The following is a 14,905-nucleotide window of genomic DNA, read 5'->3' as shown; positions in this document are numbered from 1 at the left end:
TCCCGCCCATGAATTCCCAAACCGACCTCCCTCCCGCCCAGACCGGCGCCGCGACGCCGCCGGCTGCCGACGATTCGGCCGCCAGCCACGCGCAGTTCGTCGACTGGATGCGTTCCGTCGCCCCCTATATCCACAAGTTCCGCAACAGCACGTTCGTCGTGGGGTTCGGCGGCGAAGTGGTGCAGCAGGGGCTGCTGAACGCGCTCGTGTCCGACATCGCGCTGCTGCAGGCAATGGGCATCCAGATCGTGCTCGTGCACGGCTCGCGCCCGCAGGTCGAGGAGCAGCTGAGCCTGCATGGTGTCGAATCCGAGTTTTCGCACGGGCTGCGCATCACCGATGCGCGCGCGCTCGAATCCGCGAAGGAAGCGGCCGGCGAAGTGCGTCTCGACATCGAGGCCGCGATCAGCCAGGGTCTGCCGAACTCGCCGATGGCGCACGCGCACATCAGCGTCGTGTCGGGCAACTTCGTGACCGCACGGCCGGTGGGGATTCTCGACGGGGTCGATTTCGCGCACACGGGCATCGTGCGCAAGATCGACGCCGAATCGATCCGTCATTCGCTCGCGAGCCGCAAGCTCGTGCTGCTGTCGCCGCTCGGGTTCTCGCCGACCGGCGAAGCGTTCAACCTGTCGATGGAAGACGTCGCGTCGGCCGCCGCGATCGCGCTGCGCGCCGACAAGATCATCTTCCTGACGGAAGCGCCCGGCATCGTCGACGACGAAGGCGGGCTGGTGCGCGAAATGTCGCTCGACGCAGCCGCCGAGCTGCTCGATTCCGGCAACGTGCAGGGCGACGACGCGTTCTTCCTGAAGCACGCGATCCGCGCGTGCCGAGGCGGCGTGACCCGTGCCCACCTGATCCCGCAGTCGCTCGACGGCAGCATGCTGCTCGAACTGTTCCTGCACGACGGCGTCGGCACGATGATCTCGTACGAGAACCTCGAAAGCCTGCGCGAAGCGACGCCGGACGACGTTGGCGGCATCCTGTCGCTGATCGAGCCGCTCGAATCCGACGGCACGCTGGTGCGCCGCGGCCGCCACCAGATCGAACGCGACATCGACCACTTCTCGGTGATCGAGCACGATGGCGTGCTGTTCGGCTGCGCGGCGCTGTACCCGTACCAGCAGGAGAAGATCGGCGAGATGGCGTGCCTGACGGTCGCACCGGAAGCGCAGGGCTCGGGCGACGGCGAACGCCTGCTCAAGCGCATCGAACAGCGTGCCCGCGCGCGCGGCCTCACGCACATCTTCGTGCTCACGACGCGCACCGAGCACTGGTTCCTCAAGCGCGGCTTCGTCAAGGTCAGCGTCGACGACCTGCCGGAAGACCGCCGCAAACTCTATAACTGGCAGCGCAAGTCGCTCGTGCTGATGAAACAGCTCTGAGCACCGGCACGACTGCCCTCCCCCCGTCCGATTACAGGAGAAGTACACGATGGCTCGAATGATTCAATGCGCGAAGCTCGGCAAGGAAGCCGAAGGCCTCGATTTCCCGCCGCTGCCGGGCGAACTCGGCAAGCGCATTTACGAGAGCGTCTCGAAGGAAGCGTGGCAAGGCTGGCTCAAGCAGCAGACGATGCTGATCAACGAAAACCGCCTGAACATGGCCGACCCGCGCGCGCGCCAGTACCTGATGAAGCAGACCGAGAAATACTTCTTCGGCGACGGCGCGGACCAGGCGTCCGGCTACGTGCCGCCGACCGAAGGCTGACCGCGTCGTTCGCGACGGCCGGCCGCGCCGGTCTCGTCGCGGGGAAACGGCAAACGACAAACGGCACCGTGTCATCGCACGGTGCCGTTTGCCTTTGGCGCATCCGAATCGGTGCGATGCGACGCGGCCGCCGCACTCGACACCGCCGGGCCGACCGGTCACATCGGCCGCCCGATTCAACCCGCCGGCTTCAGCGCGCCGCGATCGTCCGGCGACGCGGCCGCGCCGGCCGGGGTGTCGGCGACGGCGCCTTCCGTACCCCATTCGAGCGCATCGCTGCGCTCGGCGCTCGACAGTTCGTCCGCGCGGTAGCCGGTGCGATTGAGCAGCGCGAGCATGCATGCGAGCGACACGAGCGCATAGAGCCCCGACGCGATCGCGACGCCGACGATGCTGCCGGTCGCGTTCAGGATCGCCTGCGCGAGCACCGGCGTGCCGCCGCCGACGACGAGCGCGCTCAGCTGATATGCGAGCGACAGGCCCGTATAGCGGATGTTCGCCGGAAACACGCGCGCGAGCACGCCGCCGACCGCGCCGTAGAACATCGCCGACGGAATCGTCGAGATGCACATGCCCGCGACGGCCACCCAGTAGGAGCGCGTCGCGAGCGCATGGAACATCACGGGCATCAGCACGATTTCCGGGATCAGGATCCAGCACATCGCGCGGCGCATGTCGACCTTCGACACGAACCACGCGCCGACCGGCTGCATCAGGAACTGCACGACGAGCGAGATCGACAGGATGCCGAGGAACGTGCCCTGCGCGTAGCCGAGCGTCTTGGTCGCCCACGACAGCGCGAACGTGCTGCGGAAATACGTGACGTTGATCACCGGCAGCGTGCCCGCCGCGAGCAGCACGACCACCCAGTGATCGCGCACGACGTCGCGCAGCGGCAGCTTCACCGTGCGCTTGCGCGCGAGCACGCGCTGCATGTCGATCGACTCCTCGAGCCGCAGCCGGATCACCATGCCGATGATCACGAGCACGGCCGACAGCAGGAACGGAATGCGCCAGCCCCACATCAGGAACGACGGGGTCGGCAGCGCGCTCAACGCGAAGAACGCGGCCGTGGCCAGCAGGTTGCCGGTGGGCGAGCCCTGCTGCGCGAACGCCGCATACAGGATGCTGCGATGCTTCGGTGCGTTCTCGCTCGCGATCAGCACCGCGCCGCCCCACTCGCCGCCGACCGCGACGCCCTGCAGCACGCGCAGCACGACGAGGCCGGCCGGCGCCCACACGCCGATCTGCGCATAGCCGGGCAGCAGGCCGATGCCGGTCGTCGCGAGGCCCATCATCACCAGCGTGATCACGAGCGCGGTCTTTCGGCCGACGCGATCGCCGAGGTGCCCGAACACGATGCCGCCGAGCGGCCGCGCGGCGAAGCCGGCCCAGAACGTGACGAACGCAAGCAGCGTCGCGACGCCGGGGTCCATCGTGCTCGAAAAGAACACCTTGCCGAACACGAGCGCCGCGGCGGTACCGTAGATATAGAAGTCGTACCACTCGATCGTGGTGCCGACGAACGCCGCGAAGGCGGCGCGGCCGGGCCGCGGCTGCTGCGCGGCGGACGGGGATTGCGGACGGCTCATCGATGTCTCCATTTTTCGTGATCGGCGGCGCGACTGTCGCGCGCGTGGCCGGTTGGCCGGCCTTGCGCCGCCGGCTGGCGGGTTTGCGCTGCGTTGCGCCGTGTCGAGTCGTAGCGGCAACGGAAGCGCGCCTGCCGACTCCGTCGAACGGTCAGGTCGGCTCCGGCGCGGCCTTCAGCACGCCGGCGTCGAGCAATTGCTGCTGGAGCGCGGGATCGACGCCGAGGCGATCGAGCACCGCGCGCGTGTCGCCGCCGAGCGCGGGCGGCGCGCGCCGGTAGGTCGCCGGCGTACGCGACAGCTTCACCGGCGACGCGGTGCCGCGATACGCGCCGAGCTCGACGAAAAGGTTCCGGTGCAGCGCATGCGGATCGTGCGCGACGTCGGCCACCGTGCGCACCGGTCCGCACGGCACGCCGGCGGCCATCAGATCGCGCGCGAGCGGCTCGCACGCGTGCGCGGCGAGCCGTGCTTCCAGTTCCGCCTTCAGCTCGGGCCGGTGCGCGCAGCGGCTGCGGTTGTCGATGAAGCGTGGATCGCCGGCGAGCGCCGGCACGCCGAGATGCGCGACGAGCCGCGCGAACTGCCGGTCGTTGCCGACCGCGAGGAAGATCGGCACGGTCGCCGTGCGGTAGCTGTCGTACGGCGCGATGTTCGGATGCGCGTTGCCGCTGCGCTCCGGCACGCGCCCGGCGCCGAAGAAGTTCGGCAGGTGCGGATGCAGCAGCGACACGCCGCAGTCGTACAGCGCGATGTCGATCGACTGCCCGCGCCCGCTCTTCTCGCGCTCCGCGAGCGCCAGCAGGATGCCCGCGAGCGCGTTGAGCCCCGTGACCATGTCGACGATCGGCAGGCCGATGCGCGTCGCGTCGCCGTCGCGCTCGCCGTTGACGCTCATCAGCCCGGCCATCGCCTGGATCACCGCGTCGTAGCCGGGCAGCCCGCCGAGCGGGCCGTCCGCGCCGAAGCCCGTCACCGCGCAGTGAATCAGGCGCGGCAGGCGCGGCTGCAGATCGCGTGCGTAGTCCATCCCCCAGCGCGCGAGCGTGCCGGGCTTGAAATTCTCGACGAGCACGTCGGCCTCTTCGAGCAGGCGCCACAGGATCGCGCGCCCTTCGTCGCGCGACAGGTCGAGCGCCAGCCCTTCCTTGTTGCGATTCACGCCCATGAAGTACCACGCGGTATCGCCGGCGAACGGCGGCCCCCAGCCGCGTGTCTCGTCGCCGGCCGGCGGCTCGATCTTGATCACCGTCGCACCGTGGTCGGCGAGCGCCTGCGTGCAGTACGGGCCGCCGAGCACGCGGCTCAGGTCGACGACCTTCAGGCCGTCCAGTGCGCCACGCGTCGTGCTCATCGTTCGACCTCCGGCAGCAGGTCGAGCGCGGTATCGAGCGCGATCGGCGTGTTGCGCAGCAGCGCGTCGCATGCGGCCGATCCGTCGTCGCGCGATGCCGGCGCGAGCGGATCGACCGGCAGCAGCTTGTGGCGCACGATCAGGTGCGCGAGCGCGAGACGCCGGAAATCCGGTGCGAGCCGCACGCCCTCGCACGCCATCAGCACGGCCGCGCTCGCGTAGTACAGCGCGGACGCGGCCTGCCGCACGCGTGCGTCGTCGCCTTCGGCCGCGACCCGTGCGAGCGCGTCGCATGCACGCGCGAGGATGCGACGCAGCGCCGCACGGCTCGCATCGGGCAGCGGCGCCGCGCCGAGGCGGTCGCCGAGAAACGCGCGCAGCGCATCGAGCGCCTGTTCGCGCTGCGCGGCCCGCGCGACGTCGAGCGCGACGATGTTGCTCGTGCCCTCCCAGATCGAGCCGAGATGCGCATCGCGCACGATGCGTGCATCGCTCCACTCCTCGATGTAGCCGGTGCCGCCGCGCACTTCCATCGCATCGCCCGTCACGCGCCGCGCATCGCGGCACGCGCGGAACTTGATCAGCGGCGTCAGAATGCGCACGCAGCGCGCGGCCTGTTCGTCGCCCGCATCGGCCTGCGGCAGCAGCATCGCGATCTGCATGAACATCGCGCGCGCGGCCTCGGCCGGCAGCAGCATCTTCAGCAACTGGCGCTGCATCAGCGGCATCTCGATCAGCTTGCGGCCGAACGCCTCGCGGTGCGCGGCGACGTGCAGCGCTTCGTTCAGCGCGCGCCGCATCAGCCCGGCCGCGCGTACGCCGTTCGACAGCCGCGACATGTTGATCATGTCGGCCATCTGGTGAAAGCCGCGGCCGATCTCGCCGATCAGGTATGCCTGCGCGCCTTCGAGCGCGATCTCGCCGCTCGCCATCGAACGGCTGCCGAGCTTGTCCTTCAGGCGCACGATCCGGTAGCGGTTGCGCGTACCGTCCGGCAGCGTCTTCGGCAGCAGGAACAGCGCCAGGCCCTTGATGCCGGCCGGCGCGCCGTCGGGCCGCGCGAGCACCATCGCGAGATCGGCGTCCGCGTTCGAGCAGAACCACTTGTCGCCGGTCAGGCGCCACACGGTCTCGCCGTGTGCGTCCGTCTCGCGCGTCGCGCGCGTCGCGATGCGGCCGACGTCGGAACCCGCCGCCTGCTCGGTCATGAACATCGCGCCCTGGTAAAGCGTGTCGAAATCGCGCGACGCCAGCATCGGCAGGTAGCGCGCGACGAGCGCCGGATCGCCGAAGCGGCGCAGCGTGCGCGTGAGCGAGTCGGTCATGCTGACCGGGCAGCACAACCCGAATTCCGCCTGCACGAACAGGAACGTCAGCGCGTACTTGACGAGCGGCGGAACGGATTCGGCGCCGTGGCTCAGCGCCGCGAGCCCGAGTTCGGAATATGCGACGCGTTCGAGCGCGACATACGCGGGATCCTTGTCGATCCGCTGCAGCGCCTCGCCGCGCCGGTTGCGGTGCTCGAGCACGGGCGGGTGCTTGTCCGCGCGCGATGCCCATTCGTCGAGTTCGCCCGACACGCGGGCGCCGAGCGCGCGCAACTGCGGTTCGAGTTCCGCGTATCGGGCAGCGCCGAGATGCAGCTTCAGCAACGCGCCGAGGTCGGGATCGGCCGTGAAGAAATCGATGCCCCGGCTGTCGGGGATGTTGGATGCGCCGGCGTCCGGCGTGCGAGCGGTGTCGTGCATGCGTGCGTCTCCTGAGTTGCCTGCACGTCGGCTGGTGGGCGGCGCCGCCGCGCCCGGCCAGTCCCGTGCAAAGCCTTCCGCAGAGCGTAGGCGCGCGATCGATAAGCGTCCAATACAGGATTTATCCGGTACGATAGATATCGCTTATCGATGCCGAGGCCGGAAGGAGACACCATGGAACTGAGGCAGTTGCGCTACTTCGTGGCGGTCGCCGAGGAACTGCATTTCGGGCGCGCGGCGAAGCGCCTGTTCATCTCGCAGCCGGCGCTGAGTTTCGACATCCGCAAGTTCGAGGACGCGCTCGGCGTGCAACTGTTCTCGCGCGCCAACAAGACCGTCGCGCTGACCAACGCGGGCCAGGTGCTGCTCGGCGAAGCCCGCAGGTTGCTGATGCAGGCAGCCGAAGCCGAACGCCTGACGGTGCGCTCCGCGTCCGGTCTCGCGGGCCGGCTGCGGATCGGCTTCGTTCATTCCATGCTGTATCGCGGGCTGCCCGATGCCGTGCGGCGCTTCGAGGCCGACTACCCCGGTGTCGAGGTCGTGCTGAGCGAAATGAATACGCACGCGCAGGTGCAGGCGATCCAGCGCGGCCAGATCGACCTCGGTTACGCGCACTGGGGCCACTTCCCGCCCGATGTCGAGTCGGCACCCGTCTATGCGGAACCGTTCGTGTGCTGCCTGCCGGCCGCGCATCCGCTCGCGCGGCGCAGGCAGGTCGCGCTCGCCGCGCTGGCCGCGGAACCGTTCATCCTGTTCCCGCGCGAAGCGGCGCCGCACTATCACGACCTGATCATCGCGCAGTGCGTGAACGCCGGCTTCAGCCCCGTGATCCGGCACGAGGCGCGGCTGTGGCAGACGATCCTGTCGATGATCGAATTCGGGATGGGCATCGCGCTCGTGCCGCGCGTGCTGCAGCAGGTGAAGAGCGAGCGGCTCGCGTTCCGGCCGCTGAAGGATGCGTCGCTCGAATCGCGCACGCTCGCGCTGAAGCGCAGCGGCACCGCCGAACCGGTCGCGCTGCGCTTCGCCGACTACGTACGTGCGTCGATCGACGCGCTGCCCGCGCTGGCGAGGTGAATCGGCATGCGGCGACGCCGGAAGCAATAGTGCGTGACGAAGGTCATCATTCACTGCGCCGCGCCACCGGCGCGATGTCGATCAATCCGGGTATCGTGCTCGCGACGCTTAAGCGCGACGGCTCGATCCTCGATCTCGTCGAGCCGTCGACGGCCGGCCGACGGAAATTTGCGCGGCCTTGAAAAATATTTGCAGAAAGGGCTTTACAGACCCTCAAAGCCCTGACATAATTTTAGCTTCTTTGGGCGGTTAGCTCAGCGGTAGAGCACTGCCTTCACACGGCAGGGGTCACTGGTTCGATCCCAGTACCGCCCACCAAAGAATTCAAGGCCCTGCGTCTCACGACGCAGGGCCTTTTCGTTTTGCATGGCCCACCCGCGCAAACTCGCGTGGGTCGGCGGCCATCGCGTCGTCCACGCATCCGCCATCCCGATGTCGATCCGGAAACGGCCCAATCCCGGATTTCTTCACGCATCAAGCCCCATCGGATCCTCGCCGTCTTCCCGTCCGATGCGCGAACGAAGTTCAGATATTTGATTCAGGCCATCAACAAGCTTTCAGACGCCACGCCGTGCCGCATGAAGACCGACCACGCACGGATCCGTCGAAACACATCCAAGCCCGGTCAGTACCCATTCGCCATGCTTCTCGCGTGATTGCGATCGCACGAACGCAGCACATCGCTTTCCCGCACTACCGCACCCGCTCCGCCGTCGCATCGAACGCACGCTTCGCCTTGTCGACGATCTCGTCGACCTCCGCTTCGCGAATCACGAGCGGCGGCGACAGCAGCATCCGGTCGCCGGTTGCCCTCATGATCAGGTTGCCGTTGAAGCAGAAGTCGCGGCAGATCGTGCCGACGTCGACGTTCGCACCGAACCGCTCGCGCCGGCCGCGATCGCGCGCAAGCTGAACGCCCGCGACCAGCCCCGCCCCCGCAATCTCGCCGACGATCGGATGGTCGCCCAGCGCCTCGCGCAACCGGCGCTGGAAGTATGGCCCGATGTCGTTCTTCACGCGCTCGACGATCCCTTCGTCGCGCAGCAGCTTCAGGTTCGCGACCGCGACGGCCGCCGCGACCGGGTGCCCCGAGTACGTGAGGCCGTGATTGAATTCGCCGTTGTCGATGATCGGCCGCGCGACACGCTCGTGAATGCCCACCGCCCCCATCGGCACGTAGCCCGACGTGAGGCCCTTCGCCATCGTGATCAGGTCCGGCTCGAAGCCGAAGTGCTGGTGGGCGAACCACTCGCCGGTGCGGCCGAAGCCGCCGATCACTTCGTCGGCGACCAGCAGGATGTCGTACTTGCGGCAGATCCGCTGGATTTCCGGCCAGTACGTCGACGGCGGGAAGATCACGCCGCCCGCGCCCTGGAACGGCTCGCCGATGAACGCCGCGACGTTCTCCGCGCCGAGTTCGAGAATCTTCGCTTCGAGCTGCTGCGCACGCGCGAGGCCGAACGCTTCGGGCGTCTCGCCCGGCTGCGCTTCGCCGAAGAAGTACGGCTGGTCGATGTGCACGATGTGCTCGACCTTCGACGGCATCTGCTCGTGCATGTAACCCATGCCGCCGAGCGTGCCGCCCGCGATCGTCGAACCGTGGTAGCCGTTCTTGCGCGAGATCACGTATTTCTTCTGCGGCTGGCCCTGCACGCGCCAGTACTGGTGCACGACGCGCAGCACGGTGTCGTTGCCTTCCGAGCCGCTGTTGCAATAGAAGAAGTGATTGAAGCCGGCGGGCGTGACTTCCGCGAGCATCGCGGAGAGTTCGATCACCGGCGGGTGCGTGGTCTTGAAGAACGTGTTGTAGAACGGCAGCTCCTGCAGCTGGCGATACGCGGCGTCGGCGAGTTCCTTTCGGCCGTAGCCGACGTTCACGCACCAGAGGCCGGCTATCCCGTCGATGACCTTGTTGCCGTCCGAGTCCCACAGGTAGACGCCGTCGGCCTTCACGATCACGCGGCTGCCCGCGCGGTTCAGCGCGCCCATGTCCGAGAACGGGTGAATGTGGTGCGCGGCGTCGAGCGCGCGATAATCCGCGGTCGATGGCGGGGAGACTGCTTCGTTTCGATCGGTCATGTTTTCTCCGGATAGCGCTGCCGCACGCTCATACATGCAGCAGCAGATGCCTGCGTTCCCACGAGCTGATCACGCGGAAAAACGCTTCGTATTCGGTTTCCTTCAGCGCCAGATAGGCCTTCACGAACTTGTCGCCGAGAATGCCGGCCAGCGGCGTGCTGGCGGCCATCAGCGAGATGCCCTCCTCCAGATTGCGCGGCAGCTGGTACGGCAGGTTGTAGCCGTCGGAAGCGATCGGCTCGGTCGGGGCGAGCTGTTGCGACAAGCCGAGATAGCCGGCCGCGAGCGTGGCCGCGAACGCGAGATACGGATTGCAGTCGACGCCCGGAATGCGGTTCTCGATGCGGCGCGCCGACGGGTCCGACTGCGGAATCCGGAAGCCGACCGTCCGGTTGTCGTAACCCCACTGCACGTTGATCGGCGCGGCCATGAAGCGCGACAGCCGGCGGTACGAGTTGATGTACGGCGCGAAGATCGGCATCAGCGCAGGCGTGTACTTCTGCAGCCCCGCGAGATAGCTGTGGAACATCGGCGACACGGCACCGTCTTCGTCGGAGAACAGATTGCGCCCGGTGCGCGCGTCGGCGAGGCTCTGGTGGATGTGCATCGCCGAGCCAGGCTCGTCCTGCATCGGCTTGGCCATGAAGGTCGCGTACATGTTGTGGCGCAGCGCGGCCTCGCGCACGGTGCGCTTGAACAGGAACACCTGGTCGGCGAGCGACAGCGCATCGCCATGGACGAAGTTGATCTCCATCTGCGCGGCGCCGACTTCGTGGATCAGCGTCTCGATATCGAGCCCCTGCATCTCGCAGTATTCGTAGATGTCCTCGAACAGCGAATCGAACTCGTTCACGGCCTCGATCGAATACGACTGCCGGCCGGTCTCCGCGCGGCCCGTGCGGCCGACGGGCGGACGCAGCGGCAGGTCGGGATCGGCGTTCATGTCGACGAGATAGAACTCGAGCTCGGGCGCGACGACCGGCTGCCAGCCCTTCGCCCGATACAGATCGAGCACGCGGCGCAGCACGTAGCGCGGCGAGATCTCGACCGGCGAGCCGTCGAAGTGCACGCAGTCGTGGATCACCTGAGCGGTCGGATCGACGGCCCACGGAATCAGGCAGATCGTCGACGGATCGGGCACGCACACCATGTCGGGGTCGGTCACGCCGGTCAGCGTGCCGTCCTCCGGATAGTCGCCGGTGACGGTCTGCACCATCACGGCCTGCGGCAAGCGCATCGATTCGCCGGATTCGAACTTGTTGCGCGGAATGATCTTGCCGCGCGCAATGCCTGCCATGTCGGGAATGATCGCCTCGACCTCGGTGATGCGGTGCTGACGCAGGAATTCGCTCAGTTCGGGTTGCATGATCGGCCTCGTTCAGTCGACGTCGGATGCGGCCGGCGACGGCATCGCGCCGTCGGCCGCATGAATGCGATGGGTCATGCGCGCGCGGCACGCCGCGCCGAATGCCGCGAAGATGTCGCGCGACAGCGGCTGCTCCGCGTAGCGCCATTCGGGATGCCACTGCACGCCGAGTGCGAACGCGCGCGCACCGCGCACGCTGACGGCCTCGACCAGCCCGTCGGGCGCGCTGGCCTCGACGACGAGCCCCGCGCCGAGCCGCGCGATGCCCTGGTCGTGCAGCGAATTGACCGTCGCCTGCGCCGCGCCGTGCGCGACCCGCTGCAGCAGCCCGCCCGGCGCGAACTGCACGACGTGGGCGGGGCCGTACTGCCGCTCCAGCGGATCGGCCGGCCGCTCGCGGTGATCGTGGAAGCCGGTCGTCGCGTGCAGCCGCTGGTGGAGCGTGCCGCCGTACGCGACGTTCAGTTCCTGCATGCCGCGACAGATCGCGAGCACGGGCACGCCCGCTTCGATCGCCGCGCGGATCAGCGGCAGCGCGGTCGCGTCGCGCGCGGGATCGTGCAGCGTGTCGGGCGCGCTCGCGGCGCCGCCGTAATGATGCGGCTCGACGTTCGAATAACTGCCGGTGAAGAGCAGCCCGTCGACCGCCGCGACGATCGCGTCGGCCGGCTGGCGCGCGCCGAGCGCGGGCAGCACGAACGCAAGCACACCGGCGCCGTCGACGAGCGCGGCCAGGTATTTCTCTCCCGCCGTGTGGTTCGGATGCGCGCCGCGCAGAATGCGGTCGGCGGTGACGGCTACGATCGGGCGCGCATGCATGGATGCCTCTCGGGAAATCGCGTGCGACACGTTCGCACGCGGGACGACGAAGGTTCGCACCGGCGCCACGCATACGCATGCGCGAGCCTGCCGCACGGACGATGCGGCAACGGGCGGTGCGCCCCGGAACGGGAACGGAAGCGGAAAAGGACGCTAGGGCAACAACGATGCGCTGCCGTCGCACTGCACCGCGCTGAACACGTGCGCGGTCACGAGATTGAAGCGGCGCAGGCCGCGATGGGAAACGGCGAAGCGGCAACGCTCGCGTAAAGGGGCGGCACGCGTGCCGCGATCAGCATGCCGGATCGGCCCGGCCTGAGGCGGCGCGCCCGCCGACGGACTTCGCGTCCGGCGTATCGAAGGGCTGGCGGCTTTCACGATCGTACTCGACTGACTGATGAAGGCAGGACACGTGTCGCGATGAAGCGCATGCGGCAATGCCGCGCGGCGACACGTCGGCAAGGTGTCGCGCAGCGCATTCCGGCGCGGTGCGGCCACGATCGACGGCCCCGCCGCCGGTGCGCGCGTGACGACTTCCTGACATTCAGCTTATATCACCTAAAAATTGCGTCAAATTTTCAGGTGCGGATGACGACATCGGTCAGACGAAAAACACGCGAAAAAAACGGCATCGATCTTGAGGATCGATGCCGTGTTGTGCGTTGCATCGGTGCGCGACGCGGCGCGGCGGCGGGCCGCGGTGCTGCTGCTTCGCCGCGCTGCCGCATCCGTGAGGCCCGCGTTCAACGATGCGCGAGCGCGGTTTCGACGAGCGTCTGCAACAGCGGCACAATCCGCGCTGCCCGCGCTTCGTCGTACGCGTAAGGACGCGTCTCGTCCATGTAGGTGATCTGCGAGAGCTCCAGTTGCACGGCCTCGACACCGGTTGCGGGCACACCGTAGTGACGCGTGATGTAGCCGCCCTTGAAGCGCCCGTTCGCGACCGCCGTATAGCCGCCGTGTTCGAGCACGCGCGCGGCCAGCGCGTCGGCCAGACCCGGCGCGGCGCTCGCGCCGCTCGACGTGCCGAAGTTGAAGTCGGGCAGGCGGCCGTCGAAGAAACGCGGCACGTGCGAGCGGATCGAATGCGCTTCCCACACGAGCACGCGGCCGTGTTCGCCCTTCAGGCGCGCGATCTCGCTTCGCAGCGCGTCGTGATACGGCAGCCAGTAGCGGTCGCGGCGACGCATGATCTCGTCGTTGCCGGGCAGCGCGTTCGGCGGGTAAAGCGGCGCCTTGTCGAACGTATCGACCGGCACGAGGCCCGTCGTGTCCTGCCCCGGATACAGGTTCTCGTTGTCGGGCGGACGATTCAGGTCGACGACGTAGCGTGCATGCGACGGCACGAGGATCGATGCGCCGAGTTCGGCCGCGAATCCGTACAGCCGTTCCAGATGCCAGTCGCAATCGTCGACGAAACGCGCGTCGGCCGTCATCGTCGCGGCGATGTCGTCGGGGATGTGCGTACCCGCGTGCGGAATGGAGATCAGCAGCGGCAGCGTGCCCTGCTTCAGCGTGAATACAGCCGGTTGTTCAGTCATGTCGCATCACCGTTGAAGGTCTGCCGGCGCACGCATGCGGCGTGCGCCGGTTGCGCGCATCAGCGCAGCAGTTGCGCCAGCGCGGCGCGGTAGTCGGCATACGCGAGCGCTTCGTCGCGATGGCGGCGGCCGCTCACGACGCGCTCGCCGCCCGTATAAACGTCGAGCACCGGCGTCTCGCCGTGCTCCGCGAACACGATACCCGACAACCACGACGTGCTGTCGTGTTCGGCGACAGCCGGATGATCGGGATCGAGCACGAGCCAGTCGGCGCGGCACCCTGCGCGCAGCGCACCGACGCGCCGCCCGCTCGCCTGCGCGCCTCCCGCGAGCGACGCGTCGAACAGGCGGTCGGCGACATGCGCCTGCGTGTCGCTCGCCAGCACGTTGCGCGCGCGGTGCACGAGCCGTTGCCCGTATTCGAGCAAGCGCAGTTCCGAGCGCCAGTCGACCGACGCGTGGCTGTCCGAGCCGAGGCCGATCACGCCGCCCTGCGCGAGATAGTCGACGGCCGGGAACACGCCGTCGCCGAGATTCGCTTCGGTCGTCAGGCACAGGCCGGCGACCGCGCGACGCTTCGCGAGCGCCGCCGTTTCGGCGGCATCGACGTGCGTCGCGTGCACGAGGCACCAGCGCGCATCGACGTCGAAGCGATCGAGCAGCCATTGCACGGGGCGCGCGCCGTACGCACGCACGCAGTCGTCGACTTCGGCCGTCTGTTCGGCGATATGGATATGCACGGGCGCATCGTCGGGCAGCCCGTCGAGCAGCATGCGCAGCCCGTTTTCGGATACCGCCCGCAGCGAGTGCGGTGCGACGCCGTAGCGCAGCCCGCCGTGCTCCGGCGCGTCGCGACGCATCGCGTCGAGCAGTTCGAGCAGGCCGTCGGGCGTATTGATGAAGCGGCGCTGGTCGTCGCGCGGCGGCTTGTTGCCGAAACCGGCGAACTGGTACGACACAGGCAGCATCGTGATGCCGATGCCGGCCGAGCGGGCGGCGTCGACCACGCGCGCGCCGAGTTCCGCGATCTGCGGATAACGCGAGCCGTCCTGCGCGTGATGCACGTAGTGGAATTCGCACACCGACGTGTAGCCGCACTTGAGCATCTCGACGTACAGCCAGCGCGCGATCGCCGCGAGCGCGTCCGGCGTGATCTTCAGCGCGAAGCGGTACATCAGGTCGCGCCAGCTCCAGAAGCTGTCGGCGGGATTCGCGCGATATTCGGTGAGCCCCGCCATCGCGCGCTGGAACGCGTGCGAATGCAGGTTCGGCATGCCGGGCAGCACCGGCCCGGCCGCGCGCGCGACGCCCGCAGGTGCGTCGGTGTCGGGCGTCACGTCGATCAGCGTGCCGGCCGCGTCCCAGCGCAGCAGCACGTTGCGGCGCCAGCCATCGGGCAGGTAGGCATGGTCCGCGAACAACATTGTATCGGTCATTGCGTGTCCTTATTGACTGGATCGGGCGCGCCGGCGTCTCGTCCGGCCGCGTGCCGCGCTCGGCAAGCGCGGGCGCGTCGGCGCGCCCGCCCCTGCTTCGCGGCGATCGACCGGACCGCGCATCGGTGCGCGGGGCCCGGTCTCATACAAAGCGTCGCGCGGATCGGGGCGGTCATGATC

Annotated in this window: 12 protein-coding genes and 1 tRNA gene; 5 read left to right on the top strand and 8 right to left on the bottom strand. The window is 68.3% G+C overall.

Annotated features, from left to right (window positions below; translation table 11 throughout):
• The first annotated feature begins 8 nt into the window (after positions 1-8).
• Together argA and HWX08_RS15700 are read left to right on the top strand one after the other, a co-directional pair.
• Positions 9-1,388, top strand: a complete 1,380-nt coding sequence (argA, locus tag HWX08_RS15705) for an amino-acid N-acetyltransferase (protein ID WP_069257098.1) — start codon at positions 9-11, stop codon at positions 1,386-1,388.
• Positions 1,389-1,437: 49 nt separating this feature from the next.
• Positions 1,438-1,713 carry an oxidative damage protection protein gene (locus HWX08_RS15700; protein WP_006478357.1) on the top strand — a complete coding sequence of 92 codons (276 nt, stop codon included), beginning with the start codon at positions 1,438-1,440 and terminating at the stop codon, positions 1,711-1,713.
• A gap of 176 nt (positions 1,714-1,889) precedes the next feature.
• Here the strand turns inward: HWX08_RS15700 and HWX08_RS15695 are convergent, their stop codons facing one another.
• From HWX08_RS15695 to HWX08_RS15685, 3 genes are all read right to left on the bottom strand, one after another.
• Positions 1,890-3,305, bottom strand: a complete 1,416-nt coding sequence (locus tag HWX08_RS15695) for an MFS transporter (protein WP_174922449.1) — start codon at positions 3,303-3,305, stop codon at positions 1,890-1,892.
• Between the two features lie 151 nt (positions 3,306-3,456).
• The gene (locus tag HWX08_RS15690) at positions 3,457-4,659 is read right to left on the bottom strand and encodes a CaiB/BaiF CoA transferase family protein (protein WP_069257099.1); all 1,203 of its coding nucleotides are present in this window, start codon (positions 4,657-4,659) and stop codon (positions 3,457-3,459) included.
• Positions 4,656-6,407 carry an acyl-CoA dehydrogenase family protein gene (locus HWX08_RS15685; protein WP_174922448.1) on the bottom strand — a complete coding sequence of 584 codons (1,752 nt, stop codon included), beginning with the start codon at positions 6,405-6,407 and terminating at the stop codon, positions 4,656-4,658. The genes HWX08_RS15690 and HWX08_RS15685 overlap by 4 nt, the downstream gene beginning before the upstream one ends.
• Positions 6,408-6,581: 174 nt before the next feature.
• Here HWX08_RS15685 and HWX08_RS15680 point away from each other — a divergent pair, with 174 nt between their 5' ends.
• From HWX08_RS15680 to HWX08_RS15670, 3 genes are all read left to right on the top strand, one after another.
• Positions 6,582-7,484, top strand: coding sequence for a LysR family transcriptional regulator (locus tag HWX08_RS15680; protein WP_069257101.1), 903 nt, complete (start codon positions 6,582-6,584; stop codon positions 7,482-7,484).
• Positions 7,481-7,666: a hypothetical protein gene (locus HWX08_RS15675; RefSeq protein WP_157126755.1), complete on the top strand. Its 186-nt coding sequence runs from the start codon at positions 7,481-7,483 to the stop codon at positions 7,664-7,666. The genes HWX08_RS15680 and HWX08_RS15675 overlap by 4 nt, the downstream gene beginning before the upstream one ends.
• Before the next feature lie 61 nt (positions 7,667-7,727).
• Positions 7,728-7,802, top strand: a tRNA-Val gene (locus HWX08_RS15670).
• Between the two features lie 375 nt (positions 7,803-8,177).
• On the opposite strand, the gene HWX08_RS15665 is transcribed toward HWX08_RS15670, so the two are convergent.
• The 5 genes from HWX08_RS15665 to HWX08_RS15645 form a co-directional block, all read right to left on the bottom strand.
• Positions 8,178-9,563 carry an aspartate aminotransferase family protein gene (locus HWX08_RS15665; protein ID WP_174922447.1) on the bottom strand — a complete coding sequence of 462 codons (1,386 nt, stop codon included), beginning with the start codon at positions 9,561-9,563 and terminating at the stop codon, positions 8,178-8,180.
• Between the two features lie 28 nt (positions 9,564-9,591).
• Positions 9,592-10,929: a glutamine synthetase family protein gene (locus HWX08_RS15660; protein ID WP_069257103.1), complete on the bottom strand. Its 1,338-nt coding sequence runs from the start codon at positions 10,927-10,929 to the stop codon at positions 9,592-9,594.
• A gap of 12 nt (positions 10,930-10,941) precedes the next feature.
• On the bottom strand, positions 10,942-11,748 hold the full coding sequence (locus HWX08_RS15655; RefSeq protein ID WP_174922446.1) for a gamma-glutamyl-gamma-aminobutyrate hydrolase family protein: 807 nt from the start codon (positions 11,746-11,748) through the stop codon (positions 10,942-10,944).
• Positions 11,749-12,491: 743 nt separating this feature from the next.
• Positions 12,492-13,289 (bottom strand): N-formylglutamate deformylase, encoded by a 798-nt coding sequence (gene hutG, locus HWX08_RS15650; RefSeq protein ID WP_174922445.1) that lies wholly within the window; start codon positions 13,287-13,289, stop codon positions 12,492-12,494.
• A gap of 59 nt (positions 13,290-13,348) precedes the next feature.
• A complete protein-coding gene (locus HWX08_RS15645; RefSeq protein ID WP_174922444.1) occupies positions 13,349-14,725 on the bottom strand; it encodes a formimidoylglutamate deiminase in 1,377 nt (458 codons plus the stop codon).
• Between the last annotated feature and the right edge of the window lie 180 nt (positions 14,726-14,905).

It is taken from the genome of Burkholderia metallica (assembly GCF_902832845.1).
Classification (GTDB): Bacteria; Pseudomonadota; Gammaproteobacteria; order Burkholderiales; family Burkholderiaceae; genus Burkholderia; species Burkholderia metallica.
The sequence above is the reverse complement of the archived record's forward strand: the minus strand, read 5'-3'. Positions and strand labels throughout refer to the sequence as shown.

Excerpts from the sequence above, each read along its gene's own strand:
- HWX08_RS15685 (WP_174922448.1), bottom strand. The coding sequence starts at position 6,407 with ATGCACGACACCGCTCGCACGCCGGACGCCGGCGCATCCAACATCCCC.
- HWX08_RS15660 (WP_069257103.1), bottom strand. The coding sequence starts at position 10,929 with ATGCAACCCGAACTGAGCGAATTCCTGCGTCAGCACCGCATCACCGAG.
- HWX08_RS15700 (WP_006478357.1), top strand. The coding sequence starts at position 1,438 with ATGGCTCGAATGATTCAATGCGCGAAGCTCGGCAAGGAAGCCGAAGGC.
- HWX08_RS15680 (WP_069257101.1), top strand. The coding sequence starts at position 6,582 with ATGGAACTGAGGCAGTTGCGCTACTTCGTGGCGGTCGCCGAGGAACTG.
- hutG (WP_174922445.1), bottom strand. The coding sequence starts at position 13,289 with ATGACTGAACAACCGGCTGTATTCACGCTGAAGCAGGGCACGCTGCCG.
- HWX08_RS15690 (WP_069257099.1), bottom strand. The coding sequence starts at position 4,659 with ATGAGCACGACGCGTGGCGCACTGGACGGCCTGAAGGTCGTCGACCTG.
- argA (WP_069257098.1), top strand. The coding sequence starts at position 9 with ATGAATTCCCAAACCGACCTCCCTCCCGCCCAGACCGGCGCCGCGACG.
- HWX08_RS15645 (WP_174922444.1), bottom strand. The coding sequence starts at position 14,725 with ATGACCGATACAATGTTGTTCGCGGACCATGCCTACCTGCCCGATGGC.
- HWX08_RS15655 (WP_174922446.1), bottom strand. The coding sequence starts at position 11,748 with ATGCATGCGCGCCCGATCGTAGCCGTCACCGCCGACCGCATTCTGCGC.
- HWX08_RS15665 (WP_174922447.1), bottom strand. The coding sequence starts at position 9,563 with ATGACCGATCGAAACGAAGCAGTCTCCCCGCCATCGACCGCGGATTAT.
- HWX08_RS15695 (WP_174922449.1), bottom strand. The coding sequence starts at position 3,305 with ATGAGCCGTCCGCAATCCCCGTCCGCCGCGCAGCAGCCGCGGCCCGGC.